General features: G+C 56.5%; 22 protein-coding genes. 6 read left to right on the forward strand and 16 right to left on the reverse strand.

Annotated elements, in window-relative coordinates; genetic code table 11:
- On the reverse strand, positions 1-351 hold the full coding sequence (locus AC790_RS21120; protein WP_049853058.1) for a cupin domain-containing protein: 351 nt from the start codon (positions 349-351) through the stop codon (positions 1-3).
- Between the two features lie 145 nt (positions 352-496).
- Here AC790_RS21120 and glsB point away from each other — a divergent pair, with 145 nt between their 5' ends.
- Positions 497-1,420, forward strand: a complete 924-nt coding sequence (glsB, locus tag AC790_RS21125) for a glutaminase B (protein ID WP_049853059.1) — start codon at positions 497-499, stop codon at positions 1,418-1,420.
- Positions 1,421-1,532: 112 nt separating this feature from the next.
- Here glsB and AC790_RS21130 read toward each other — a convergent pair whose 3' ends face one another.
- Entirely contained in the window at positions 1,533-1,754 is a 222-nt protein-coding gene (locus AC790_RS21130; RefSeq protein WP_049853060.1) for a type II toxin-antitoxin system Phd/YefM family antitoxin, read from the reverse strand.
- A 244-nt stretch (positions 1,755-1,998) separates the two neighbouring features.
- Here AC790_RS21130 and AC790_RS21135 point away from each other — a divergent pair, with 244 nt between their 5' ends.
- Together AC790_RS21135 and AC790_RS21140 are read left to right on the forward strand one after the other, a co-directional pair.
- Positions 1,999-2,415: a DUF2946 domain-containing protein gene (locus tag AC790_RS21135; RefSeq protein ID WP_049853061.1), complete on the forward strand. Its 417-nt coding sequence runs from the start codon at positions 1,999-2,001 to the stop codon at positions 2,413-2,415.
- A gap of 72 nt (positions 2,416-2,487) precedes the next feature.
- Positions 2,488-4,227, forward strand: coding sequence for a DUF2534 family protein (locus AC790_RS21140; protein WP_049853062.1), 1,740 nt, complete (start codon positions 2,488-2,490; stop codon positions 4,225-4,227).
- 101 nt (positions 4,228-4,328) lie between these two features.
- Here AC790_RS21140 and AC790_RS21145 read toward each other — a convergent pair whose 3' ends face one another.
- The 3 genes from AC790_RS21145 to AC790_RS21155 all read right to left on the reverse strand — a co-directional run bounded on the left by AC790_RS21145 (position 4,329) and on the right by AC790_RS21155 (position 6,938).
- The gene (locus AC790_RS21145) at positions 4,329-5,345 is read right to left on the reverse strand and encodes an NAD(P)-dependent alcohol dehydrogenase (protein WP_049853063.1); all 1,017 of its coding nucleotides are present in this window, start codon (positions 5,343-5,345) and stop codon (positions 4,329-4,331) included.
- 184 nt (positions 5,346-5,529) lie between these two features.
- A complete protein-coding gene (locus AC790_RS21150; protein ID WP_007889780.1) occupies positions 5,530-6,546 on the reverse strand; it encodes an NAD(P)-dependent alcohol dehydrogenase in 1,017 nt (338 codons plus the stop codon).
- Between the two features lie 122 nt (positions 6,547-6,668).
- Positions 6,669-6,938: a hypothetical protein gene (locus AC790_RS21155; RefSeq protein ID WP_007889782.1), complete on the reverse strand. Its 270-nt coding sequence runs from the start codon at positions 6,936-6,938 to the stop codon at positions 6,669-6,671.
- Positions 6,939-7,227: 289 nt separating this feature from the next.
- Between AC790_RS21155 and AC790_RS21160 the strand changes: the two genes are divergently transcribed.
- From AC790_RS21160 to AC790_RS21170, 3 genes are all read left to right on the forward strand, one after another.
- A complete protein-coding gene (locus tag AC790_RS21160; RefSeq protein ID WP_049853064.1) occupies positions 7,228-7,788 on the forward strand; it encodes a hypothetical protein in 561 nt (186 codons plus the stop codon).
- Between the two features lie 114 nt (positions 7,789-7,902).
- Positions 7,903-8,826, forward strand: a complete 924-nt coding sequence (locus AC790_RS21165) for an extracellular solute-binding protein (protein WP_049853065.1) — start codon at positions 7,903-7,905, stop codon at positions 8,824-8,826.
- A complete protein-coding gene (locus AC790_RS21170; RefSeq protein ID WP_049853066.1) occupies positions 8,826-9,581 on the forward strand; it encodes a molybdenum ABC transporter permease in 756 nt (251 codons plus the stop codon). Before AC790_RS21165 ends, AC790_RS21170 begins: the two co-directional genes overlap by 1 nt.
- A gap of 54 nt (positions 9,582-9,635) precedes the next feature.
- Here AC790_RS21170 and AC790_RS21175 read toward each other — a convergent pair whose 3' ends face one another.
- The 11 genes from AC790_RS21175 to AC790_RS24450 form a co-directional block, all read right to left on the reverse strand.
- Positions 9,636-10,109, reverse strand: a complete 474-nt coding sequence (locus AC790_RS21175; RefSeq protein ID WP_049853067.1) for a heme-binding protein — start codon at positions 10,107-10,109, stop codon at positions 9,636-9,638.
- An 87-nt stretch (positions 10,110-10,196) separates the two neighbouring features.
- A complete protein-coding gene (locus AC790_RS21180) occupies positions 10,197-10,808 on the reverse strand; it encodes a response regulator transcription factor (protein ID WP_049853068.1) in 612 nt (203 codons plus the stop codon).
- 4 nt (positions 10,809-10,812) lie between these two features.
- A complete protein-coding gene (locus AC790_RS21185; protein WP_235440755.1) occupies positions 10,813-12,120 on the reverse strand; it encodes a sensor histidine kinase in 1,308 nt (435 codons plus the stop codon).
- A gap of 325 nt (positions 12,121-12,445) precedes the next feature.
- Positions 12,446-12,901 carry a type VI secretion system baseplate subunit TssE gene (gene tssE / locus AC790_RS21190; protein ID WP_049853070.1) on the reverse strand — a complete coding sequence of 152 codons (456 nt, stop codon included), beginning with the start codon at positions 12,899-12,901 and terminating at the stop codon, positions 12,446-12,448.
- The gene (gene tssJ / locus AC790_RS21195) at positions 12,898-13,434 is read right to left on the reverse strand and encodes a type VI secretion system lipoprotein TssJ (protein ID WP_082204300.1); all 537 of its coding nucleotides are present in this window, start codon (positions 13,432-13,434) and stop codon (positions 12,898-12,900) included. The genes tssE and tssJ overlap by 4 nt, the downstream gene beginning before the upstream one ends.
- Positions 13,412-14,479, reverse strand: a complete 1,068-nt coding sequence (tssG, locus tag AC790_RS21200) for a type VI secretion system baseplate subunit TssG (RefSeq protein WP_049853071.1) — start codon at positions 14,477-14,479, stop codon at positions 13,412-13,414. The genes tssJ and tssG overlap by 23 nt, the downstream gene beginning before the upstream one ends.
- Positions 14,443-16,197, reverse strand: coding sequence for a type VI secretion system baseplate subunit TssF (gene tssF / locus AC790_RS21205; RefSeq protein ID WP_049853072.1), 1,755 nt, complete (start codon positions 16,195-16,197; stop codon positions 14,443-14,445). The genes tssG and tssF overlap by 37 nt, the downstream gene beginning before the upstream one ends.
- Positions 16,198-16,259: 62 nt before the next feature.
- Positions 16,260-17,831, reverse strand: coding sequence for a type VI secretion system protein TssA (tssA, locus tag AC790_RS21210; RefSeq protein WP_049853073.1), 1,572 nt, complete (start codon positions 17,829-17,831; stop codon positions 16,260-16,262).
- A gap of 2 nt (positions 17,832-17,833) precedes the next feature.
- Positions 17,834-21,208, reverse strand: coding sequence for an ImcF-related family protein (locus AC790_RS21215; protein WP_049853074.1), 3,375 nt, complete (start codon positions 21,206-21,208; stop codon positions 17,834-17,836).
- Positions 21,208-22,647, reverse strand: a complete 1,440-nt coding sequence (locus tag AC790_RS21220) for a hypothetical protein (protein ID WP_049853075.1) — start codon at positions 22,645-22,647, stop codon at positions 21,208-21,210. The genes AC790_RS21215 and AC790_RS21220 overlap by 1 nt, the downstream gene beginning before the upstream one ends.
- Positions 22,647-22,910 carry a PAAR domain-containing protein gene (locus tag AC790_RS24450; protein ID WP_072093465.1) on the reverse strand — a complete coding sequence of 88 codons (264 nt, stop codon included), beginning with the start codon at positions 22,908-22,910 and terminating at the stop codon, positions 22,647-22,649. Before AC790_RS24450 ends, AC790_RS21220 begins: the two co-directional genes overlap by 1 nt.
- Between the last annotated feature and the right edge of the window lie 20 nt (positions 22,911-22,930).

Genomic DNA, 22,930 nt, shown 5'->3' on the forward strand with positions numbered 1-22,930 from the left:
TTAAGCCAAATCCATCGGCAGCGCGCCATAATGCACCGCGAGCCACACGGTTGGGCCGCTGCTGTCCGTCCAGTTAACGCGATGGCGGCAGCCTGCTGGAATCTCGACAAAATCGCCGGCATGCAGATGACGCTCCTGCGCTTCGCCTTCCAGCTGCAATCCTGCCGATCCTTGTAAAACCATCACCCATTCACCCTGCGTCTGGCAGTACCAAAAATCGGGTGGACTCGCTTGCCCGGTTGAAACGATGCGTTCGATATGCAGATTAGGCTGCGCAAGCAGCGCTTCAAACGTCTCAGCGCTGCCGTTCTGTGCGGCGGCGGGGAAATCGCGGAACAGGTTGGTTATCATCGCGCGGGCTCTATAGTTAATGAAAACAGCCCGCACTGTAACGCAGGCTTCACCCAGAAGGCTCACAGAATTTCGCGCTGCCGATTGACGCGCTGCGCGCAAATCACCATTATCCGGGCCACGATTGGCTACACGGAGCGTGAAGGTGTCGGAACTCAGTAATGCACTGCTTGAAGAGATAGTTAGCGAAGTTCGCCCATTAACCCAGCAGGGAAAAGTGGCGGATTATATTCCGGCGCTGGCCGATGTAGAGGCCGATCAGCTCGGCATCGCTATTTGCACGCCCGATGGCCGCTGTTTTCAGGCCGGTGATGCCGCGACCCGTTTCTCCATCCAGTCAATCTCCAAAGTGTTGTCACTCAGCGTGGCGCTGACGCTGTACGAAGATGGCGAGATCTGGCAACGCGTCGGTAAAGAGCCTTCCGGGCAGGCATTTAATTCGCTGGTACAGCTGGAGCTGGAACAGGGCAAACCGCGCAATCCGTTTATTAATGCCGGCGCGCTGGTGATGTGCGATCTGCTGGAAAGCCGCCTCACCGCACCGCGTCAGCGCATGCTGGAGATCGTAAGGCGTCTGGCACAGCAACCGGACATCAATTACGACCGCGTCGTGGCGCGTTCTGAATACGAGCATTCGGCGCGCAACGCGGCGATTGCCTGGCTGATGAAATCGTTTGGCAATTTCCACAACGATGTCAGCAAAGTGATGGAAACCTATTTTCACTACTGCTCGCTGGCGATGAGTTGCGAAGAGTTGGCGCGCACCTTCCTGTATCTCGCGAATCACGGCCGCACTCAGGATGACGAATCGGCGGTGATCTCGCCGCGTCAGGCGCGTCAGGTCAATGCGTTGATGATGACCAGCGGCATGTACGATGGCGCCGGTGAGTTCGCCTGGCGCGTTGGGATGCCGGCTAAATCAGGCGTCGGTGGCGGTATTGTGGCCGTGATTCCCGGCGAGATGAGTATTGCGGTCTGGTCGCCTGCGTTGGATCACTCGGGCAACTCATTGGCCGGCACCGCGCTGCTGGAAAAACTCACCGAGCGGCTGGGACGATCGATTTTTTAACGGCCTAATGCATCATTTAACCGCGAAAAAATCATATCAATTACAATATGAAGAGAAGATATTTATCGCAATATATTGATATAACTCTTGTTATTATTGTTTTGACATTCCCTCAACACTGGCTCAATGCCTTATTGGATTCATCAAACTCACCCATTAACTCTGCAAATTCGGCATTAAGGAGGATCTTACGGTACTCTTCATAACTGGCTTTACTGACGACATTGACCGAACCCCCATTTTGTAGCGTAATTTCAACTGACTCACCTTTATTAGCCAGCTCCAGAATCCCAGATAAATTTGCTAATGCCTCTGTATACATAAATTTTTTCACATCTCCTCCAATTTGCGCACGTGGGGATTAGATATCTTACCTACCCCCAATGTTATTTTTTGGTCCCGTTTTGATGTTTCTTCTCTGTTTTTTTCAAGTTAAATAGAGGTTAACAAACGCGGCGCGTTAAGTGACTATTTTCAAAAGGTGCGAATTTTTTCTTAAATAGCCTCTATTTTTTTAACCCATCCACGTCAATCGCGTTACACTTCCGCCTCATTTACGGAATCATCCACTAGCAACCATGACGTTTACACATCACTTCCGCCAGCGTTTGACTGCCTGCGTCGCCATTGTGGCGGTGCTGCTGCTGTTCGTCGCGCCGATTGTGTCGAAAACGTTGATGGAGCGGCAAAACCAGATGCTGGCGATGCCGCAACACAGCATGATGAGCAGCTCAATGAGCCATCATGAGATGATGATGGCGGATATGTCGATGCCCGGCATGAGCCATCACATGATGGATGACGGCGAGTTCGCCTGCGGCTACTGCGATCTGCTGGTGCATGTCCCGCTGCTGATGTGGGTGTTCATCCCGTTCATCTGGTTGATCATGGTGATCTCGCGTGCGCCGCCGCTGCCACATGTGGTTGCGCCGATTATACGTCGCGTTAGCAGCATCCATCGACCGCGCGCCCCTCCTGCACTTCTTCCCTGCTGACTTAATTTTTTGCAGTGCACGCTCAACTGTAGCGTTGCGCTAAGACAATTTCTTTTTGGAAGGAAGACGGCTTTGTCTGCTGCTCACTCTGCAGCACCGCGCGGTGCGGTGCTTAATTTGCTACGTCGCTTACATTTTTACATCGGTCTGTTTGTCGCCCCGTTCATCTTTATCGCGGCACTCAGCGGCACGCTTTACGTGTTAACACCCCAGCTGGAAAACCTGATTTATGCCGATGCGCTGACCGCCGAACCGCACAGCAATGCGCAGCCACTGTCGGCACAAATCACTGCCGCGCGCGCTTATGCTGGGGAGAACCAGCACATCTTCGCGGTACGTCCGGCGCCCGGCGCAACGGACACCACACGCGTGCAATTCAGCGATTCGTCACTCGGCACTTCGCAGTCACGCGCGGTGTTTATCGATCCTTACAGCCTGAAAGTTGTTGGTGATCTGCCGGTGTATGGCACCAGCGGCGTATTGCCGCTGCGTACTACCATCGACTTACTTCACAGTAGCCTGCTGCTTGGCGATTTCGGACGCAATTACAGCGAACTGGCCGCATCCTGGCTGTGGGTAGCCGCACTTGGCGGTGTAGTGCTGTGGTTGGGAACGCGTCCAAAACGTAAGCTAAAACAGCCGCGCAAAGGATTTGCCTTCAGCCGTCACTGGCATGTCACGCTCGGTTTAACGCTGGTGGTCGGATTGGTGTTCTTCTCGATCACTGGCCTGACATGGTCGCAGTGGGCGGGCGGCAATATTGATCGCATGCGTACCGAGCTAAACTGGCTGACGCCGCAGGTCAATACCTCGCTGAACAGTGATGCGCCCGCAGCCCCCGCCGATCCGCATGCCGATCATATGCCGGATATGGATATGGCGGGCATGAATATGTCGATGTCATCCATGACCAAACCGGCGGCGGCGCCAGCAAAACCGATGCGTAATAACGCCGCCGATGCCGATTGGGATCGCGTCCTGAATGCGGCGCGTCAGGATGGACTCAGCGCGTCCAAACTTGAACTACGTCAGCCGAAAAGCGCGGAAAAAGCGTGGGCGGTAACGGAAATTGACCGCAGTTGGCCAACTCAGGTGGATGCGGTTTCGGTTAATCCACAGGACTTTAGCGTGGTGGACCACGTCTATTTCGATCGTTTCCCGTTAGTTGCGAAGCTGACGCGCTGGGGCGTCGACGCACACATGGGCGTGCTGTTTGGTTTGCCTAATCAGCTGTTGCTGGCGTTCTTTGGTTTGGGTTTGTGCAGCATGATCGTGTTGGGTTATCGCATGTGGTGGATTCGTCGCCCGAAAGATGTGGAAGCGAACCCGGCACAAACCCTGACCGAAAGCTGGATGGTGCTGCCGCAGTATGCGAAAGGTGCCTGGTTGATGGTAGCGCTGGCGCTTGGCTATGCGCTGCCGGTGATGGGGGCGAGTTTGCTGGCCTTCCTGCTGGTGGATATTCTGCGCTGGCGCAAGCAGCAACGTGCACCGCTGGATGAGGCGGCCCTGCTAGCCTCACAGCAATCGCCGCTGGGCATTATCCGCGCGCGTTTTGCGGTGAAGCGTAAAGAGATGCGCTACTTCCTGCGCGGTTTGTTTATTTTGGCGCTGATTGTTGGCACCGTGATGAGCAACGCCATTATCGGTGGCGTGATCGATCAATATGGCATTCCGTTTAGCCATTGGTCGCTAACCATGTATATCACGCAGGGCTTTATGATCGCGTTATATACCACGGTGTTTACCGCGCTAACGTCGATTCCATTGTGGTATTTCTTCCTCGGCGAGAAGGATGATTCGCGGGGCTGATGTAAAACGGTGCGCACTTTTTCTTTATCAATGCACTAAGTTGTAGCGGCGCAATTTATTGCGCGATAAATCGCGCCGCTACGGTATGTGCTAATACGCGTTTAAAAATCCGCTTTCAACACCACACGATAATGCGCTTTACCGGCACGCACGTGATCCAATGCGGCATTCACCTGCGACATAGGAAACTCCTCCACCTGTGGCGCAATATCAGTGCGCGATGCCAGTTTCAGTAACGCACGCAGTTGTCCCGGCGAACCGGTAGACGAACCCGTTAACGCCCGATCGCCCACAATCAAACTGAATGCCGGCACTTCAAACGGCTTCATCACCGCGCCGACGGTGTGAAACGCGCCTTTACGCGCCAGCGCCTGATAATAGGGCCTCCAGTCCAAATCCACCGCCACGGTGCTAATAATCAGGTCAAACTGCCCAGCCAATGCGCTTAACGCCTGCGGATCGCGGCTGTTTACCACCCGATCGGCGCCCATCGCCTTGATCGAATCGGTTTTCGTCGCTGAGGAGCTGAACGCAGTAACCTTAGCGCCCATGGCGCGTAGCAGTTTGATCGCCATATGCCCCAGTCCACCGATGCCAATCACGCCAACGCGACTGGTGGCGGAAATGTTGTGCATCAATAGCGGTTTGAACACGGTGATACCGCCGCACAGTAAAGGGCCGGCAGTGGCGATATCCAGCGCCTCCGGCAGCGGAATCACCCATTGCCAGTTGGCACGCAGATGGCTGGCAAAACCGCCGTGATTATTAATGGTCGAGGTTTTACCGTTTTCGCAGTTCACCTGATCGCCTTCAATGCAGGCATCGCAGTGCTGACAGCTTTTCGCCGTCCAGCCGATACCCACGCGTTGGCCTAATTTCAGCCCTTTATTGTGCGCCGCATCACCCAACGCCACGACGCGACCAATCACTTCGTGGCCCGCGATCAGGGGATAGCGCGAACCGCCCCATTCGTTATCAATCATCGACAAATCGGAGTGGCAGACGCCGCAATAATCCACCTCAACCTGCACATCTTCCGCGGCCAGTGGACCGGCATCATATTCGTAAGGCACCAGCGCCTCACCCGCCTGCAGAGCGGCATAGCTGGAAATCTTCATTGCTGTCCTCAATGTTGGTTTGCTGGCAGCAGTTTATCAAAGCACTACGTAATATTGTGCCGAATAATCAGGTGATTAAGAGGGTGGATGCTGTTTGAAGGGAGGTGAGTGCAGTAAAACGGTGCGCAGGCGTGCGCACCTTGCGACCTGAGGTCGGCATTTATGCCGACCTGGTCATCTGAGGTTAGAAATCAGCTTTCAGAACCACGCGGTAATTGGCTTTACCCGCGCGCACGTGATCCAGCGCTTCATTGATTTTTGACATCGGGAACTCTTCAACCTGCGGCGCGATATCCGCACGCGATGCCAGTTTCATCAGTGAACGCAGCTGGCCTGGCGAACCGGTGGATGAACCGGTCACCGCACGATCGCCCATAATCAGGCTAAACGCGGGTACTTCGAACGGTTTCATCACCGCGCCAACGGTGTGGAACTTGCCGTGCGGCGCCAACGCCTGGAAGTACGGCTGCCAGTCAAGATCGACCGCGACCGTGCTGATAATCAGATCAAATTGTCCGGCCAGTGCATTCAGCGCCTGCGGATCGCGGCTATTCACCACACGATCGGCACCCATCGCTTTAATTGACTCGGTTTTGCTGGCGTTGGAGCTGAACGCCGTCACTTCGGCACCCATCGCGCGCAGCAGTTTGATCGCCATGTGGCCTAAGCCACCAATGCCAATCACGCCGACGCGGCTGGTGGCGGTGACATGATGCATCAACAATGGTTTAAACACGGTGATGCCGCCGCACAGCAGCGGGCCTGCTGAGGTGTAATCCATCGCTTCTGGCAGCGGGATCACCCATTGCCAGTCGGCACGCAGATGGCTGGCAAAACCGCCCTTGTTCATGATTGTGGGCACGGAACCATTTTCACAGTTGACGTGTTCGCCGTTGATGCAGGCATTACAGTGCTGACAGCTTTTTGCCGTCCAGCCGATGCCCACACGCTGGCCGACTTTCAACCCTTTGGTCTGCGCTGCAGCACCTAACGCGCTGATACGACCAATCACTTCATGGCCGGCAATCACCGGAAAGGAGGAGATGCCCCATTCGTTATCAATCATCGATAGATCTGAGTGGCACACTCCGCAGTAATCGACCTCAACCTGCACCTCTTCCGCAGCCAGTTCACCTGCCTCATACTCGTAAGGCACCAGCGCTTCACCCGCATTCAAGGCGGCATAACTTTTGATTTTCATTACTGTCCTCTGTATCTACGTTTTTGACAGGGCAAGTCTAGCAGAGCGTGTTTACCGCTCATGACCATAAATCCGCCACTTAGTCACTTTGCCGCGAATAGACAGGGGAAAAGCATCCAGGGTTAAAGAGGATCGTGATTAAGCGGCGAGCGGTACGCCACGCGCGCTTCTTCTATCAGTTGGCTGGCGGTGACCGTGGGCGGTAAGCGCATCAGCACTTTGCTCGCTTGCCAGTAACAGAGCACCATTAATTCATCGGTTTCGCTTTCAGCCATCTCCAGCAGCCGCTCGCGCAGTGTGGGGACGTCCAGCGTTTGTTGCTCATCCATGAGTTCTGCAATGGTTTCATTGAGAACCTGATGGATGATTTTCCAGGAGAGATTGGCAAACACATTGAACCTCGATGCTTAACGTTTGGCTCCAGGCAAATGAATCAAAAATGCTGCAAGAAATAAAATTGAAACAGAACTAACTATAGCCGCTTATTTTCTGCACAAAGGCGCTGCGGACTGACTTTCTTGTAGCTCGCGGATCTATAAAACGATTTTTATTTCAGCACATTTTCGCCAGCCGAATGGCCTTGTAACAAAAAAGCACAAGCCTGCACTGGCTGTCGGCGCAGCGCTTTGCCAAAGTAAGGCAGCGTTATCCGTTCAACTCCATTTTCTACAGGGAATAACAATGAACCAATCCGCCGCATTACATGCCGACCCGCTGGTTTGGGGCCACGGCCCGAAGGTGTTTGAAGTGTTTCTGGAGCCAACCTGCCCGTTCTCGGTACGTGCATTCAATAAACTGGATGCGCTGCTGCAGTTAGTGGGAGAAGAGAAGATGACGTTGAAGATTCGTCTGCAATCGCAGCCATGGCACATGTATTCCGGCGTGATTGTGCGCTACATCCTTGCCGCGTCCACCCTGCCCGAAGGCAAAGCGGCCGCTAAAAAGGTGCTGCAGGCGGTCGCCGATCATCGTGAAGAGTTCGAATTTACCGATCACAGCCACGGTCCAAATATGGATGCCACGCCCAATCAGATACTCGATCGTCTGGAGAAATACAGCGGCGTAAACGCTCGCGAGCCTTTCCTGCGCGCCGAGTTGCAGAACGAGATTAAATGGCACAGCAAGTACTCGCGCCAAAATGGCATTCATGTTTCACCAACCTTCATCACCAACGGTTTGGTGCAGCTGGATATTGGCAGCGGTGACGACATCGAATCCTGGGCAAAGCGCATCCTCGCTTAGCCGCTTCGGCCCGTTGCGACGGGCCTTGGTATGATTTCGCAATAGATTTTCGCTTGCACTGTCCGCACCAATTCCGATAATCGCTATCTACCTAATTATATAGCGAGAAAGGGAATGCGATTTACTCACCTCAGCGCGCTGCTGCTTACCGTCGGCGCGGGCTTTACGCTGCATGCACAAGCCAATACCGATATCCGCGTCACTTATGCCGGTTCGATGGGTAAAGTGATGGATCAATCTTTAGGTCCAGCTTTCGCTAAACAAAACAACGGCAACTATGAAGGCCAGGGTCAGGGCGCCTATGGCATGGCACGTTTGCTGGCGAGCAAGAAAATCACCGCTGATGTGTTCGTCTCGATTACGCCGGGGCCAATGCAAATTCTGAAGGATGCGGGATTGATTGATGACGCGATTCCAGTGGCGAGCACCAGCATGGTGGTGGCCTATAGCCCAAAAGGCAAATACGCGCAGCAGTTCGCGCAGGCCAAAGGCAGCGATGCCAGCTGGCTGAAGGTGCTGGCAACGCCGGGCATTAAATTTGGTCGCACCGATCCGATCAACGATCCCAAAGGTCAGAACATCATCTTTACCCTGCTGCTGGCTGAGAAATATTATCAGCAGCCAGGCATCGCCGATAAAATCATGGGCGGCTATCAAAACCCGGCACAAACCCACCTCGAAGGCGGCCTGCTGACGCGTCTGGAAAGCGGCCAGGTGGATGCTGCGGCGGGGTATGAGAGCGAGGTGATCTCCGCACACCTGCCCTACGTGGCGCTGCCCGACGAGATTAATCTGAGTAATCCGGCGATGGCGAAGCAGTGGTACGACACGGTGAGTTTCAATGTGAAAGACAGCGCAGGCAAAGGCGAAGTGCTGCACACCCAGCCGCTGGTTTACTACGCCGCGGTGCTGAAAAATGCCCCACACGGCGCGGCTGCAGGTCAAGCCTTTGTGGATTTTATGCTGAGCCAGCCGGGCCAGGCGCTGTTTAAACAGAATGGTTATGCCGCACCAAAAGGCGGTTCCCTCTACCCGTAATGAAAACCCGTCACGCCACTGCGCTGTGGCTGTCACTGCCGGCACTGCTGCTGTTGGCGGTGCCCTTTATCACGCTGATTGGCGTTACGCACTGGCAGCATCTGCAGCTTGCGTGGGGCGATGGCAATGCCATCGCGACCTCGCTTGGCCTGGGTGCTGTCGCGCTGATACTGATTTTTGTCAGTGGATTACCGGTGGCGTGGTGGTTGTCGCAGGCACGCGGTCGTGCGCGATTGATCGTTGAATTGCTGGTGATGATTCCGCTGCTGACGCCGCCGCTGGCAATGGGCATTTTGCTGGTAAGCGCTTACGGCCCTTATAGTATGCCAGGTGAGCTGTTGGGGAGGTTTGGCTGGACGCTGGTTAACAATCCCGCTGCGTTTATTCTCGCGCAATGGTATGGCGCGCTGCCCTACTTCGTCACCACCGCACGTTCCGCGTTTGCCGGCGTACCGCAGGATATTCTGGAAGCGGGTCGCACGCTTGGCGCTTCTGCGTGGCAACGTTTCTGGCGTTTGTCGATACCGCTAGCCGCGCCGGGATTGGCCTCCGCTAGCGCATTAGCATGGGCGCGAGCAATGGGCGAATTTGGCATCGTGATGATTTTTGCTTATTTCCCCCAAGGCATGCCGGTTCAGCTGTATAACAACCTGCAAAACAACGGTATTGATGCGGTTTATGTACTGCTGTGGCTGCTACTGCTGTTTACTTTGCCGGTGCCGTTGATCAGCTTTGCGCTGTCACGACGCGTGTAAGGTCGTCATTGATGGCGACCAGGTGCGCATTCATGCGCACCTTACGCAAAACGATTACTGAATCGCTTTCAGCGCATCCATCGCACAGGCTTCATCCAGATTACCGCCCGGCGCACCGCCGATACCAATCGCGCCAATCACCTGATCGCCGCTTTTCACTGGCACACCGCCAGCCAGCAGCAGGAAGCCTGGAATATCACGCATATTCTGCGCACCGGCATTGTTCTGCGCCGCTTCCATCACTTTACCGCTTGGATTTTTGGTGCTCAGCGCGGTGTAAGCTTTCATCTGACTGGCTTCGACGGTATGCGGACCGGCGTTATCCATGCGCTGCACGGCTTTAACCAGACCAGCGCGATCCACGACGGTCACGGTAACGTTATAGTTTTTCGCTGCGCACGACTGAATCGCGGCGCTTGCCAGCTTCTGTGCATCTTCCAGCGAAAGGTTGGATGCGGTTAATGCCGCGTGGCTACCGAAGGAAATAAAGGCCGCCGCAGCGGCAATCAGAGAAAGGCGAATGTTCATGGGTCACTCCTGAATAGTTGATGAGTGACACTTTAGGGTGCAGAGCGGGAAAAAAATATTCGGGCGATTACGCGTTCGGCCTGGTAGTTATACCTGGTTCAGCTGCTGCCAGGCGTGAATCAGCTGGGCGAGATTACTCAGCTCCAGCTTGGTAAACACCGCAGCCCGGTGCGCTTCAACGGTGCGCGGCGACAGCGATAAATCCCGCGCGATCTCTTTGCTGGTTTGCCCGGCAATCATCAACTGCATCACTTCACTTTCGCGCGCGGATAGCAGGGCAAAACGCGCCTGCAAACCCTGTTGCGATTGCCAGCGTTGCGCACGCTGCTCACTTTCGTTTATCGCCTGGTGAATGGTTTCCAGCAGCGGTTCAATATCCAGCGGCTTGGTGAAAAACTCAAACGCGCCCTGACGAAACGCGCGACGGCAGGCTTCAATGGTGCCGTGGCCAGTCATAATGATCACCGGCAGCAGCGGATGACGATCGCCCTGCTCCGCCAGCCAGCTCAGACCGCTAATGCCCGGCATGCGCACATCCAACAGCAAACAGCCGCGCAGCGGCTCCAGCGCTTGAGTGGCCGCTTCAAACGAGGCCAAATCGGCAAAATCTGCCACGTCGTATTCCAGTGTTTTCAGCAGAAAACCGAGCGATTCCCGTACCGATAAATCATCGTCCACTAACCAAACCTTCGCGCCCATTCCTTTACTCCGCCAGTTGGAAAATTAAGGTGATTTCCGCGCCGCCCTCAGCGCGATTCCCCAGCCTAAGCTGGCCATTCATACGTAACATCAAACTCTCGACCAGCGTCATGCCTAATCCCATGCTGTTGGCACGCGAGCTATAAAACGGCATACAGGCCTGCGCTAATCCTTCCGCAGAGAAACCCGGGCCGTTATCGCTGATGATGATTTTGATACCTTGCGGAACCTGTTCCGATGCAATTTTCACCCACGCATCCGGGCGTCCCTGCTGCATGTGAATCGCGTTTTGCAGCAGGTTATGAAACACCTGCTCCAGCCACTGGGGATCGCTGAGCACCTTGGCCTGACCATGCTGAAACTGCTGGCGCAACGCCACATCACCATCATCCAGCTCCTGCTGCAGCAGGAGCGTCACGCGCCGCCATACCGCTTCGGGGCTAACGGCAGTCATTGCCACCGGACGTTCACTGACGATGTCGCGAAAACGTTGCAGCAATCCTGCAAGGCGCTCGGTTTGCAGACTCATAGCATTGAGCGCTTGCGGCAGATTCTCGTGTTTGCCCTGTTTCAGCAGCAGTTGGCTGCTGTGCAGCCAGGTGTTGATCGCGGTCAGCGGCTGGTTAATTTCATGGATAATGCCCGCGGTGAACTCGCCCAAGGCTTCGCGACGCGTGCGCTGAAAATAGTCGGCACGCAAACGCATCTCTATGTGCTGGCGCCAGTGGCGCAGCAGCCACCAGCCGAGTCCGCCGATCACCAGCCACAATAGCAGCGCCAACATAAACGGCAGCGCATGCAGCGCGCGCAGATCAGGATTAGCGCTGCCTTTGAGTAAAAACGGTTGATAGTGATTGATGAACGGTCGCTGCCATTGCCAGCGGGCATTTGCATCATAGTTTGGCGTCTGAATCGCCGTTGGCGCATGAATATGAAAGGCCAGCGCCAGCGCCACGTCCGAGGTTTGCAGCGCAAAATGCAAATCCACCAACATGCGTATCTGACGATAGGGATTGTAAAGCCAGTATTGACCGCCGCTGACCTCTTCAAAACGCGGCGCTGTTAACGCACGATTCACCGTGTGTTCGATCAAAACCAGCTGCGGAAATTTCGACTGTAACAAGGCAAGATCTTCGTCACCGGTCAGTAACGGCAACAGCGTTTCATTCTGCGTTTGATAGGCTGCGAGTCGATTAAACTGTTGGTTAAAATGCGCTTCGCCCGCGCGCTGTTGCTGCAAAATTTGATCGGCGAACAGTGCGATCAAGGTGATTAACGTTAACAACAGCCAGGCCAGCCAATACCTTTTCATCCATGGTCGGTAAGTGTGAGGCATAAATTTCCATCGCTCTGCAGTCAAAAAAACCTCCATTGCGCATAGCGAGGAGGTCAGCTCTTAACGAGTTAAGTCAAACGTTGTAACCCGCGCCGTATAGGGATTCAATGACTTTCCCTGGATTGCTATGGTTTTCAGAAGTCTACCTGGATTGACCATAATTATCAGTGGATCTTGCTATGGATGGTGAAGGTAAGATTTTAGCATTACAGCAATCCAGGCTGCATGCCATGAGCAGGGCTCCACGCCGGTCGTTAGATAGTGATGTTGAGATGAAGCCATTGCTGTATTCGGTGCTGGCTCAAAGGGGTGCACGGGCATCCAGATAGTGCTGCTGTTTCATATGGCGGATCAGCATGCGGCCTTCCGGCATAAATTCGGTGCCGAAGCGAACCAGCCCGATCTCTTTAAGTTCGGCATCAATGGCATAACGCAGCTCGCCGGGCATATTCTGTTCCAGTAACACCACGTCAAGGCGCTTCAGGCGCGGCTCGTATTTCAGCAGCACCGCAGAGAGCGTATACAGCAGCTGATGCGCGGTGCCGGGCATGCCCTGCAGGATGCGCGTCATGTCGGGCAGGCCGTAATCGGGGAGATGCGACAACGATCCGGCGCGGGTGTTAAGGATGCGCTGCATATTATCGAGCACGGAAAGGATCACCTGATCCTGCTCCTTGACGCGATCCAGCTCAAGACCACCAGAAAAGCTGCCTTTCAGCAGCTCATACAGCGAAGGTTGATGATTGCCGCCACTCATGGTTTTGCCTCGCTGATCAGGCGCAGGCTGTTGCTGCTTAACTCAATCACGCGTGCTTTATCCGGATCCAAATCGTTGCGCTCCAGCACCAGCCGCCAGCTGTTTTTCATCATATCCGGCTGCTGGAACAGTGCGACTACCGCGACAAATTTTGCTTCTTTTTCCATCGGCATATTCAGCGACACGTCGCCGCCCGGCGTCAGCACCACATCGCGATCGGCGAGGAGTTCTGACTTGAGCACGTCCGCCGCATCGCCGGTCAGATGCTGATATACCGCGCCGTCGAACGCCTTACGCTCGCTGAGCTGGAACACGCGCACCATCACCGGCTGCGACAGCGGATTATGCTCGCGGCTGTCGCTGTTGAGGCTTGCGCGCGCGCTGAAATCAAGGTGCAGGGTTTTAATCTGCTTGTGGAAAATCGCGTCAAACGCCGCAACGGATCCATCAGTGACTTTCTGCTGCAAACCGCAGCCGCCAAGCAGCAACAGTGCGCTGCACATCATAATGTTAATCAAAGTGGTAACTGACACGTCGCTGCTCCTCGCAGGGTTTGACCGGGCTCATGCCTGCATAGCAGCCCAGTTCAGTGGTAAAGGTTTGGGGGATATCGCTGCACCCGTGGTCCGCGCCGAGCACGCCGGTCATGCCGAGCCAGAACGGCGCATCGCCCAGTTCCGGCGGGGCCAGCAGTTGGGTATCAAGACACAGCCGGATGCGCGCGCGATAGCGCCAGCCAAGGTACACCCGCAGCATCACCAGAAAGTCCTGATACAGCTGGCCATCCGGCAGCCAGCGATGAGCCTCATCCGGGCAGGCGGTCTGCAGTTCAATCAGTAGCTGGCTGTTAGCATCCATCGCTTCTTCGCCGAGCGGCGCATTGCCGTCGAGTACGAACTCGCATTCCAGCGGATGGCTTACCGGCACCGGGCGCAGACAGTGCGGCTGCACGCGAACCGAGGTGCCAGGCGCCAGTAAACGCACCAGCGCGCGAATGCCCTCTTCCGTTCTGCCCGGCTGGCGCATGACGCCGAGTAGCGCCAGAAAACGTGAAACCGGCGTGGCGATATGCCTGCCGGTGCCCGGAATGCCCAATCCCACCAGCCCGAGCAGCGACTGTGAAGTACTGTCGCCACCGCCCGCTTCGAAGGTCGCCGGATACGAGTATTTGCGCCAGATGCGATAAAACTGCGTCAGGATGCGGTGGTTAAAAATATCCAAAAATCCCTGCAGCGCTTCATGCCCTTCATCGCGCTGGGTGATGTCATCGATATAGCTGCCGGGCAGCGGCGAATCCACGCCGTATAAACCCAAAAACGTGGTGCGTACCACCGGCGGCGCGGCGGCATCGGTTTCAGGGTACTCAACCGCTTTCAACTCGCCAGCCGGAAAACCCATGCCGGGATGCGGCAGCAGCCGCACCGCGTCGTTTTCCGGTTTATTAGTGCTGCCCAGCGGCGGCTTATCTTTGTGTTGATGCTCTATCAGCTGACAGAAGCGGTAAAAGTTCAGCCGTGTCAGCTCCTGCTCCAGCCGTGGCGTCAGCCGGAGATGCGGCGATTGTGCTTCTCTTCCCATTCGAGGCGCTCTCCGGTTGGCTGCAGGATTAAAATCAGACGGTTAAACAGGTGGATATCGGTATACAACGCGAAGAAGCGGCTGAGCATTTCGCCAAACAGGCAGATATCGCCGCTGCCGGCAAAGCCGCTGCTGTCGAGGGTGATTTCAATCTGCACGCCGCGCAGCAGATAACCCTGCTCAAAGCGTTCGGTCTCTTTGTGGCAAACGTGCAGAATCGCCTCCAGACGACGGCGGTTCATTTCACTGTGCGTCCAGTCATACAGCGCCAGCGTGCCGCGCAGTACCTCAGCGTTATCCATCATCCACAGGAAGCTGGAACCGAGATGGCTCAGCACGCGCCAGTGAAAACGATCACGATTGGGCGGATAGCACGGCAGCGTCGGCGCGCAAAGGTTGCGCACTTGCATCGCCACGTCGGTGCTGCTCACCGCGGTATCCAGCAGCGTGCTCTGCAACGCGCGGCGCGGCAGCTGGCCGTTGGTGCCGGTGACGCTCACCGACAGGCTTTCATTCTCCGGCAGGCTGTGATTATCAAAGGCTTCGCCACCGAGGATCATCCAGGTTTCATGCAGCCCGGACGGGCCGCGCCGCACGCGCGTGTGATAGTAATGTTCCGGCGCTTCGTGACGTAGCATGCCGCCTTTGTGGCGGAAGCTGCTGAACGGTACGTACGGCAGACCTTTCGATGAAATCACTGAATCCACCGAGTAAATTTCAGTATGTCCGTCCTGAACGCGCATCGGTCGCAGCATATATTCGGTCTGTAATCCGTTAATCATCAGCGGATCAGATTCCATCGCGAACAGATTAATCACCGGCACGGCGTTGAGGCGCAGATGCTTTTCGCTGAACTGGAAATCATGCTCCCAGCGCTGGGCCAGCACCACGTCGAGTTCAAACCACGGCAGAGAGGCGGGCAGCGCCCCCTCCTCCAGCCCGCGCAGGTTCACCGCCATAAACTTCTCGCGGAAGGTGAAGTATTCCAGCAGCAGCTGATAGCCGCTGAAGCTGCCCTCATCGCCCGGCCACAGCCGATCCTCCTCGCTGAAGCCCTGCGCGCTGAAGTGCCCCTCGAAGCGGCGGTTGTCGGTTTCGCCTGGCAAACGCAGTGCAACGCTGGCGACGGTAAGCGGCAATGCTTCGTGCAGCGCGCCGGCCAGCGGCGCATCGGCATTGAGATAGAGCGGAATATGGCTGACAGCGATGCGGCCCCAGTCGGCCGGCGTGCCGCCGTTGAAGCGCAGGCGGATCACCGAGCGGCCGGCGGCATCGGTGGTTAACTTTGCCGACTCCAATGCCAGCGGCAGCACCTGCACCTCACGCGTGGTGGTGTAGCGACAGCGCGTGCCTTTTTCACCCACCGGACGTGAAATCACTTCAAAGCCGCGCGCCAGGCGCATCGGTTCCTTCATCTCACGCCAGTCGGGCGTGAATTCCACCACCGACATCGACGGAATGGTGCGCAGATAGTGCGGCCACAGCAAGCTCACCAGCCCTTCGGTGAGTTCCGGCAGGTCATCGTCGAGCTTTTCCCGCAGTCGACCGACCATAAAGGCAAAGCCTTCGAACAGCCGTTCAACGTAGGGATCGCGGGCGCCGGCTTTGTCGAGATTGAGCATTGCTGCCTGTTCAGGGTGGGCACGAGCGAACTCTTCGCCCGCTTCCTGCAGGTAGCGCATTTCAGCGTCGTAATAACGCAGGGTTAAGTCGTCCATGGTATTCACTAAGTAATGTGCCGGCGGAGTGAATCAGGCGGCAGAAAGTTGAAAGGCGGATGTCAGCTGCAGAGGATGGCGGCCCTGACCGGGTCAAGCGTGATAAGGCCGGACAACAGCGCGTCCATTTCCGGTTGAATGCGCGTGCGTTCCCTTTCGCTACGCGCCGCTCTGGCACGCAGCAACTTCAGTCGTCGGGCTCGCACTTCGAATAATAAGGTTGGTTCCCACTGCGCAAGCGTCAGTGCACCTGCCAGCTGGTTAAGTTCATCCAGCAGATGCAGTGCCATTTCGCTCTTACCAAACTGCTCGCACACGCGCGCCATAAGCAGGCGCAGCAGCCACTGATCTTTCGTATTGCTGGTGCCCGGACGCATTTGCAACCAGGCGAGTGCGGCTTCGACGCTTTCCGCTTCCGCTTTTTCCGCCGCTTCACTTTCCAGCGACAGAATGTCGTTGCCTGGCCCGGCAAACGGCGCGTCGCTCTCTGTTAAGCGCACATCGCCCATCACTTTCTGCGCGATCCAGCTGCGGGTCACCTCATCGGCAAACGGCGTGCCGTCTGAATACGAGAGCGTTTCCAGTCCCGGCAGCCTTGATAAAAGCCCATGCAAATCCTGCTGCACAATGTTCGCCAGCGCCGCGCCCATGTCCTGACGATTCAGCGCTTCACAGGCGTACCACTGCAGATCGAACCACACGTGATTGATGGCCTGCGCAAACAGCGAGTCGGTCAGTTCCAGCAGTTCCGTCCAGCTTTGCTGCAGATACAGACGCTTGAGGTGCGCACGATGATCGGGTTTCGGCGGGGGCAGACGCGTATTGCCGCCGGGTCCGAGCGCGGGAAGATTGAGGATGGTATCCCAGCGCACGCTTTTCATCAGATGATGTGCCGAAAGCCAGCCGCCGGGCTGCTCGCGCAGGTAGTTTGCCAGCACTTTTGCCTGCGCCTTCAGCGTTTCACCGGAGTTGACCGGCGCGAGTGCGGCAAGAGCTGAATCATCCACGTCCGCATGCGCCGGGCTGTTAAGCGGCACCATGGCGCTGGCTCCGCCGTTCTGCGCCAGCCGCAGCTCCAGCGCACGCAACAGCGGCTGAAGTCCGTTACGCTCATCTTCGTCCAGAGCATCTTCAATCAGCAGCAACGCGCCGCTGATACGACAAACCCGCACGATATCGGCTTCCGGCCACAGCGTCAGGCTGTCGAGCATTCTGGCGCTGCCGAGCCAGGCCAGCGCGCCCTGACGGCTGCGGCTGCGCTGCGGATGAAGCTTTCCACCAAACTGATGCAGCGCGGCGGCCAGCAGTTCCAGTCCTTCCGCCAGCCCCTGCTCACCGTCCTGATGCAGGCGTGCCCAGGCGTAAAAAGTGATAACCCGGATGTCCTTGCTCACGGTAGTCAGCAGCGATTCAGCCAGGCGGGCGATGGTGTCAGTATCAAACCCGGAAAGCTTGTTCACCTCTTCGCGGATATGCATAAACTGATCGTCGTAAGCCGGATCGTCTCCGGCGGGCAACGCTTGACTGATTGGTTCAAGCCAGCGCGCCCAGTCGCTGCGGCGCTGTTGTGCATCGGTTCTCAGCGTAGACTCATCCACGCCGCAGGCGTGCACCAGTTCGGTCATCGCGGTCATTATTATGCTCCGTCCATATTGGTGGTGAAGTCATCCGTGCTTGTTTCACGCGGGGCCATCGCTTCTGAAGCACTCGCCGCATCCACGCTGAAAATTTCCGTCGGCAGCGTAAAACCACGCAAACGTAGCAGCGCCAGCGGACCGTCGCGCATCTGCGTGCGCAGCACCCACGTCAGGGTGCGTTTATCCGGCGTGGTGAAGCTCAGCAGCCAGCGGCTGCGATCGAGACGCTCACGTTTCGCCTGCTCCAGCCAGCGGATAAAGCCCCAGGTGCCAGGATAATCGCCGTAAATCTGCGCGCTGCTTTTCACACCGGTCCAGGTAAGCAGCGTACCCGGCTTCAGGCTGTCGCCCGGCCAGCGCATCGCCTGCCACGTCGCCATCTGGTTGAAATACCGCAGCGGCTGACCATCCAGCATTAGCTGGGTTTCAATCACCTCCGGCGCAGCGCGCCCCTGCAATTCAAAGCTGATGCCCTGCGTGCCGTCGGTAAACAGAATATCGGACAGCTCGCGCAGCTGATTTACCGCCTTGAGGAAGGCAGGATTGAAGGTTAATCCCTGGCTGTGCGCCGCATCCGGCACCCAGCTGCTGCCCTCTTTTTGCAACACGCCACCGAGACGGCTGCTGAGAAAGCTGTCGATACGTCCGGCGTCGCGGCGGATAAACTCCGCCAGCATCGGCAGCGACGCGTAGCTTTGCCCGGCAGCAAACGGATAACGACCATCAAACGCAGTGCGCCAGTTTTCCACGATGGCGCGCTGCCACTGCGCGTTCAGGCTCACCGCCGAAGGCTGCAGGATGGTTTCCCACGCCTGCGTCAGCGGCTGCACAAACATCGTCTGCCCGAATCCACTCCACTCTTCGCCGAGGCTCGCTGCCATCAGGCTGCCGTACTGCTGGGTATCGGTGAGATCAACGCTCTTGCCCTGGAAAACCGTCTGCGCCAGGGTTTGCAGCATCTCCTGCGGATCCGGTGCGGCGGCAACCTGCTGCAGACGCAGGCGCACGCGGGTGATGCGGGTTAAATAGGTTTGCAGCGTCAGGCTGCTGTCGGCGGCCATCAGCTGCGATCCGCTGTTTTTGCCGGTCAGCGCCAGCAGCGGGCCGAAAGTCACATCCAGCGGACCTTCTGGCCCGGTAGCCTTCTGGCTGATAACCGGCCTGTCTTTCTGGCCGATCAGGTCTTTGGCTGAATTGATCAGCGTGTCGGACAGCGCCTCGCGCTGCTGACCGGTTTGACCCTGCCACGCCAGCGTGTTCATCAGCGCAATCAGCGGCGACTGCCGCACATCGCTCATCAGCGTCAGCTGGTCCGTGACGTCGGCAATGTTCTGCGCCGGGTTAAGCCGGATACCGTTGAGGACGTTGAGCCAGCTGGCGGCAAAGTCACTGAAATAGCGCTCAGTTAACCGCGCCTTCAGCGCCTCGGGGGAAATTTCCTGCGGCACGGCGCTGCGGGTGTCACTGAGCACCCAGTCGATTTCATCGCGCCGGGTGTTAGCCGCTTTCTCAATCTCCTGGCGCACACCGCCTTCCCACGCCTGGCGCGTAAACACGCCGGGCACTTTGTCCTCGCTGCTGAACAGCCGGCGCATATCGGTGCCCGGCGTCATGTCTTCCAGCGTCAAATCGGTATAGTTGCGGCGCACGTCGCGCAGGACGTTTTGATACAACGTCATCTCGGCGTTGCGCTGGCCGGTCTGCAGCAGCAGTACCTGACGCGCCTGACTCAGCAGCGACGCATCAGGTTTGATGCGCCAGCCCGGCTGCGACGGCAACGACGCGGCATAGAATGCCCACAAATTCGGGGCCAGCGTCTGCCACAACGACGTGGAAATGCCAGGATATTCCGGCTGAACGGTCGCCATGGTCTGCGCATAAAACGCCGGTTCGGCACGCTCCGGGCGCGCCATCATCAGCCAGGCCTTTAACTGCTTATAACCGGGCTGCGCCAGCGTGGCGCGCTGCGGGCTGGCGGCAGGTAAACCAGCCAGATAAGTCAGCTTCTCTTCCAGCGCGATGCGCGCCGGTTCGTGGATCAGCCGCTGCGCCGCGACGCCGTACCACGGCAGTAGCGCATCATGCAGCTGCTGCGTATGGTTAATGCCGAAGCGCTGATACCAGGACGCGCCGTGCTCCAGCCAGTGCTGCTGCTGCCCGAGATCGTTACGCAGGCCGTGCAGCGCAATCAGCTGCGCGTCGTTAACCTTCGTTGAATTCACCAGTACCTGGGCTTTCTCCGCCGCACTGACAATCTGATGACGATTGAACAATGAGGAGGCCAGCATGCCTGCGCCAGCAAGCAACATCAGGCTCAGCAGCGACCAGGCCAGCGTCTGTTCCCACGGCAGCCCGGTGCGACGCCCTCTGGCGCGGTCTAACGCGATACTCTGCCAGAGCGCGCTATCGGATAATGCATGAGGATGTACGCTGTCCAGCGCAGGCTTTGCTTCCGGCAGGCTGAACATCAGGCCTCGCAGTAAACTGCGACGCGCCGGGTCCAGCCACGGCGCTAAGCGCTGCTCCCAGGCCTGGCTTTCACCGCTGGCAAGCTGCTGCGACAGACGCAGCAGCCAGTCGTGGCTGAGGCTATGATCGACCTGCGCCAGACCGCGTTCACGTAACGGAGCGACCAGGCTTTCGAGCTGTTGAGCTATATCTTCCGGCAGCGCTTTCGCCGGAAACACTGCGCCTACCGCGTTGTTTTCACGCTCTGGCTGCGGCCAGTCACTGTGACCGAGCTGCCAGATCCACACCGGCGCGCGCCAGCGCAGCGCGGTGGCAATCTTCTCCAGCGAGCGCATCGCCGCATCGCTTTTTTGCGGTGTCAGTGTGGAATTGAAATCCTGAACCAGCACAATGCCGTCCAGTGGGCGGCTGCGGCGCAGCTTGCGCAACGCGTCGTATTTTCCAGTGTCCAGATGAGCATCAAGGCTGCCACCGTAAATCAAAACAGTGCGGTTACCTTCCATCCACGCATTTTTGCTAAGTCCTGGTACAAGCTGGCTAATCGCGGCGTCATCGCCGACAACCAGAAGCAGGCGAACTTTATTGCGCCATAAGAGGTGGTAGCGTGAGCGAAGATAGTTGCTCATGCTCGCCAGGCATGTGAAATCCGTGGCAGAGGCAGGCTTTTCTCCTTTTTTGTCACCCGATGGTGTGACCGGGACGCCCGCATTCAGCGGACTGAATAAGAAGAAAATCACCGTACATATCAGGCACGCCAGAAAAATAAATCCCGTCAACGGAAACCAGAACTGGCGGGTGGTTGCTTCAACGGGTAAGGCTTTTAGCTGGGAGAGCAGAAATAAAAACAGCAGTAAAACGGACACGGCAACGAGCCCGTATCCCAGCAGACGAAAGAAGTTTTTCATTATTTTTTGTTCCTTTCATGCTCACCGGTAGCGCGGATAAATCCCGGCAGCAGCGCGCTGGCCACCACCTTTCGTAACGCGAATGCCAGACCCGGTAAGGTCACGCCAAGTACGGCCAGTAAAGTGAACGTTCCCCACCACGAAAATAACCAGGTAGGGAAGGCAAAACCTAAAGACCAGATAAAAAGAGTATTAAGCAGGACCGCCAGCATCATTCCACCGGCAGGGAAAGGCGTGGCCTGCGCCCGTTCGGGGGAGGTGTTCATCAGCGGCATTTTCCTGCCAGCCACCATCGCCCAAGCCTGTTTATCATCTGCCCACACCAGCCACTGGCTACCCATGTCGTAATTGACGGCTTCGATTGCCGCAACGGACATCAGCCAGCCGGCAAGGTGACCGTAACGATCGCAGCCTTCATCAAAATCAATTAGCCCCGCCATCGGCGCTGAACTGCGCAGAGACAGCGGCAGCTCAAATACGGCAGATGTCAGTTGCTGACGCTGAGGGGCGGTGAGTCCGCTGAACCACACCAGCCCGATAGACGCTGATGGTTGCTGATTCATCTCTTTCAGCTCTTTTAGCTCGGCTGAAAGTTCACTGGTCTGCAGCGGCATGGCCCGAAATACCTTTACGGCTTCTCTTTGCTGAGCAGCAGAAAGCAGTAAGGGAGGTGCGAGTAATAGTGCGCTGGCAAATTCAGCCAGGGTTTCATTCACCTGACGATAATGTATTGCCAGAATCAGTACCGGGTTGTGCGATGCCAGCAACTGGTTATTCCCGAATTCGAAAGGAAATTCGGCGGGTAACACATGGAAGGTGGGCATCCACGGCAGTGCAAGCTGTTTCCACAGCGACGTAACACGCTGCTTTTCCTGCTCCAGTGATGCGGCCGAAGTCTGAATGACAACGGTTAGTGCGCCGCTGGGATACCAGTTTGCTAACGATGGTGCTATCTGCTTCAGCAGTGCCTGACTAAGCTGCTCAAAGCGTGAAATTCCGGGGATGAGTGCTTCACCTGCAAGCAATGTGGTGGGTTTATCAATAACGTCATTTTTAGCGACAAGACCTGTCCGCTGAGGGACGAAATCAGAGTTCACCATCAAATTGCTCTGATTAACAACGCAGAGGTGCTGATGGGCATGCTGCTGCCAGGCCGCATGTAAATTCAGTCGCCAGCTGTTCCAGTAAAATGCCTTCAGAGCCTGAATTTCCCACCCTAATAAATACAGGGTGAGGATTGTCATCACACCCACCAGCATTGTTGCGGCCAGCGGCAGCCAGGCTCCGGATGAAAGAGAAGACAGTTCCTCCACTGAACCAGAAAACAAAAGCCAGGCAGCACTGATTAATACGCAAAAGAAAATAATAAATAAACAGATCCACGGGGAACATGCGCTGGCGGGCTTACGCTCAGGCACTTCCGGTACTGACCATCCCATTAGCCGATCTCCATATCCGGCAGGCTGGCGATAACCACCGAGCCACATTCCGTTTTGCAGCCATGTATAACGATCCCACGACCATTTTCTTCATAAGATGCAACATTGCATTCGATAATACGGTTAGTGCCATGTAATGGGCAGGACACCGTATCATGCAGCAGGGCGGCATTTTTTCCCTGAATATCGAAAGTAGATGATGCAGATGTGACTTTTCCGCCGTGAGATGTAGAATCTCCCATGACGACTGCAAGTTTGCCCATTATTATGACCTATATTTTAT

This window comes from Pantoea sp. RIT-PI-b (genome assembly GCF_001187905.1).
GTDB lineage: Bacteria > Pseudomonadota > Gammaproteobacteria > Enterobacterales > Enterobacteriaceae > Pantoea > Pantoea nemavictus.

Coding starts and splice junctions, on each gene's coding strand:
- AC790_RS24450 (WP_072093465.1), bottom strand. CDS start 22,910: ATGGGCAAACTTGCAGTCGTCATGGGAGATTCTACATCTCACGGCGGA.
- tssG (WP_049853071.1), bottom strand. CDS start 14,479: ATGGGAAGAGAAGCACAATCGCCGCATCTCCGGCTGACGCCACGGCTG.
- AC790_RS21185 (WP_235440755.1), bottom strand. CDS start 12,120: ATGAAAAGGTATTGGCTGGCCTGGCTGTTGTTAACGTTAATCACCTTG.
- AC790_RS21145 (WP_049853063.1), bottom strand. CDS start 5,345: ATGAAGATTTCCAGCTATGCCGCTCTGCAGGCGGGTGAGGCGCTGGTG.
- tssF (WP_049853072.1), bottom strand. CDS start 16,197: ATGGACGACTTAACCCTGCGTTATTACGACGCTGAAATGCGCTACCTG.
- AC790_RS21160 (WP_049853064.1), top strand. CDS start 7,228: ATGAACCAATCCGCCGCATTACATGCCGACCCGCTGGTTTGGGGCCAC.
- AC790_RS21175 (WP_049853067.1), bottom strand. CDS start 10,109: ATGAACATTCGCCTTTCTCTGATTGCCGCTGCGGCGGCCTTTATTTCC.
- tssE (WP_049853070.1), bottom strand. CDS start 12,901: ATGAGTGGCGGCAATCATCAACCTTCGCTGTATGAGCTGCTGAAAGGC.
- AC790_RS21220 (WP_049853075.1), bottom strand. CDS start 22,647: ATGGGATGGTCAGTACCGGAAGTGCCTGAGCGTAAGCCCGCCAGCGCA.
- AC790_RS21170 (WP_049853066.1), top strand. CDS start 8,826: ATGAAAACCCGTCACGCCACTGCGCTGTGGCTGTCACTGCCGGCACTG.
- tssA (WP_049853073.1), bottom strand. CDS start 17,831: ATGACCGCGATGACCGAACTGGTGCACGCCTGCGGCGTGGATGAGTCT.
- AC790_RS21135 (WP_049853061.1), top strand. CDS start 1,999: ATGACGTTTACACATCACTTCCGCCAGCGTTTGACTGCCTGCGTCGCC.
- AC790_RS21120 (WP_049853058.1), bottom strand. CDS start 351: ATGATAACCAACCTGTTCCGCGATTTCCCCGCCGCCGCACAGAACGGC.
- AC790_RS21215 (WP_049853074.1), bottom strand. CDS start 21,208: ATGAAAAACTTCTTTCGTCTGCTGGGATACGGGCTCGTTGCCGTGTCC.
- AC790_RS21150 (WP_007889780.1), bottom strand. CDS start 6,546: ATGAAAATCAAAAGTTATGCCGCCTTGAATGCGGGTGAAGCGCTGGTG.
- AC790_RS21180 (WP_049853068.1), bottom strand. CDS start 10,808: ATGGGCGCGAAGGTTTGGTTAGTGGACGATGATTTATCGGTACGGGAA.
- AC790_RS21165 (WP_049853065.1), top strand. CDS start 7,903: ATGCGATTTACTCACCTCAGCGCGCTGCTGCTTACCGTCGGCGCGGGC.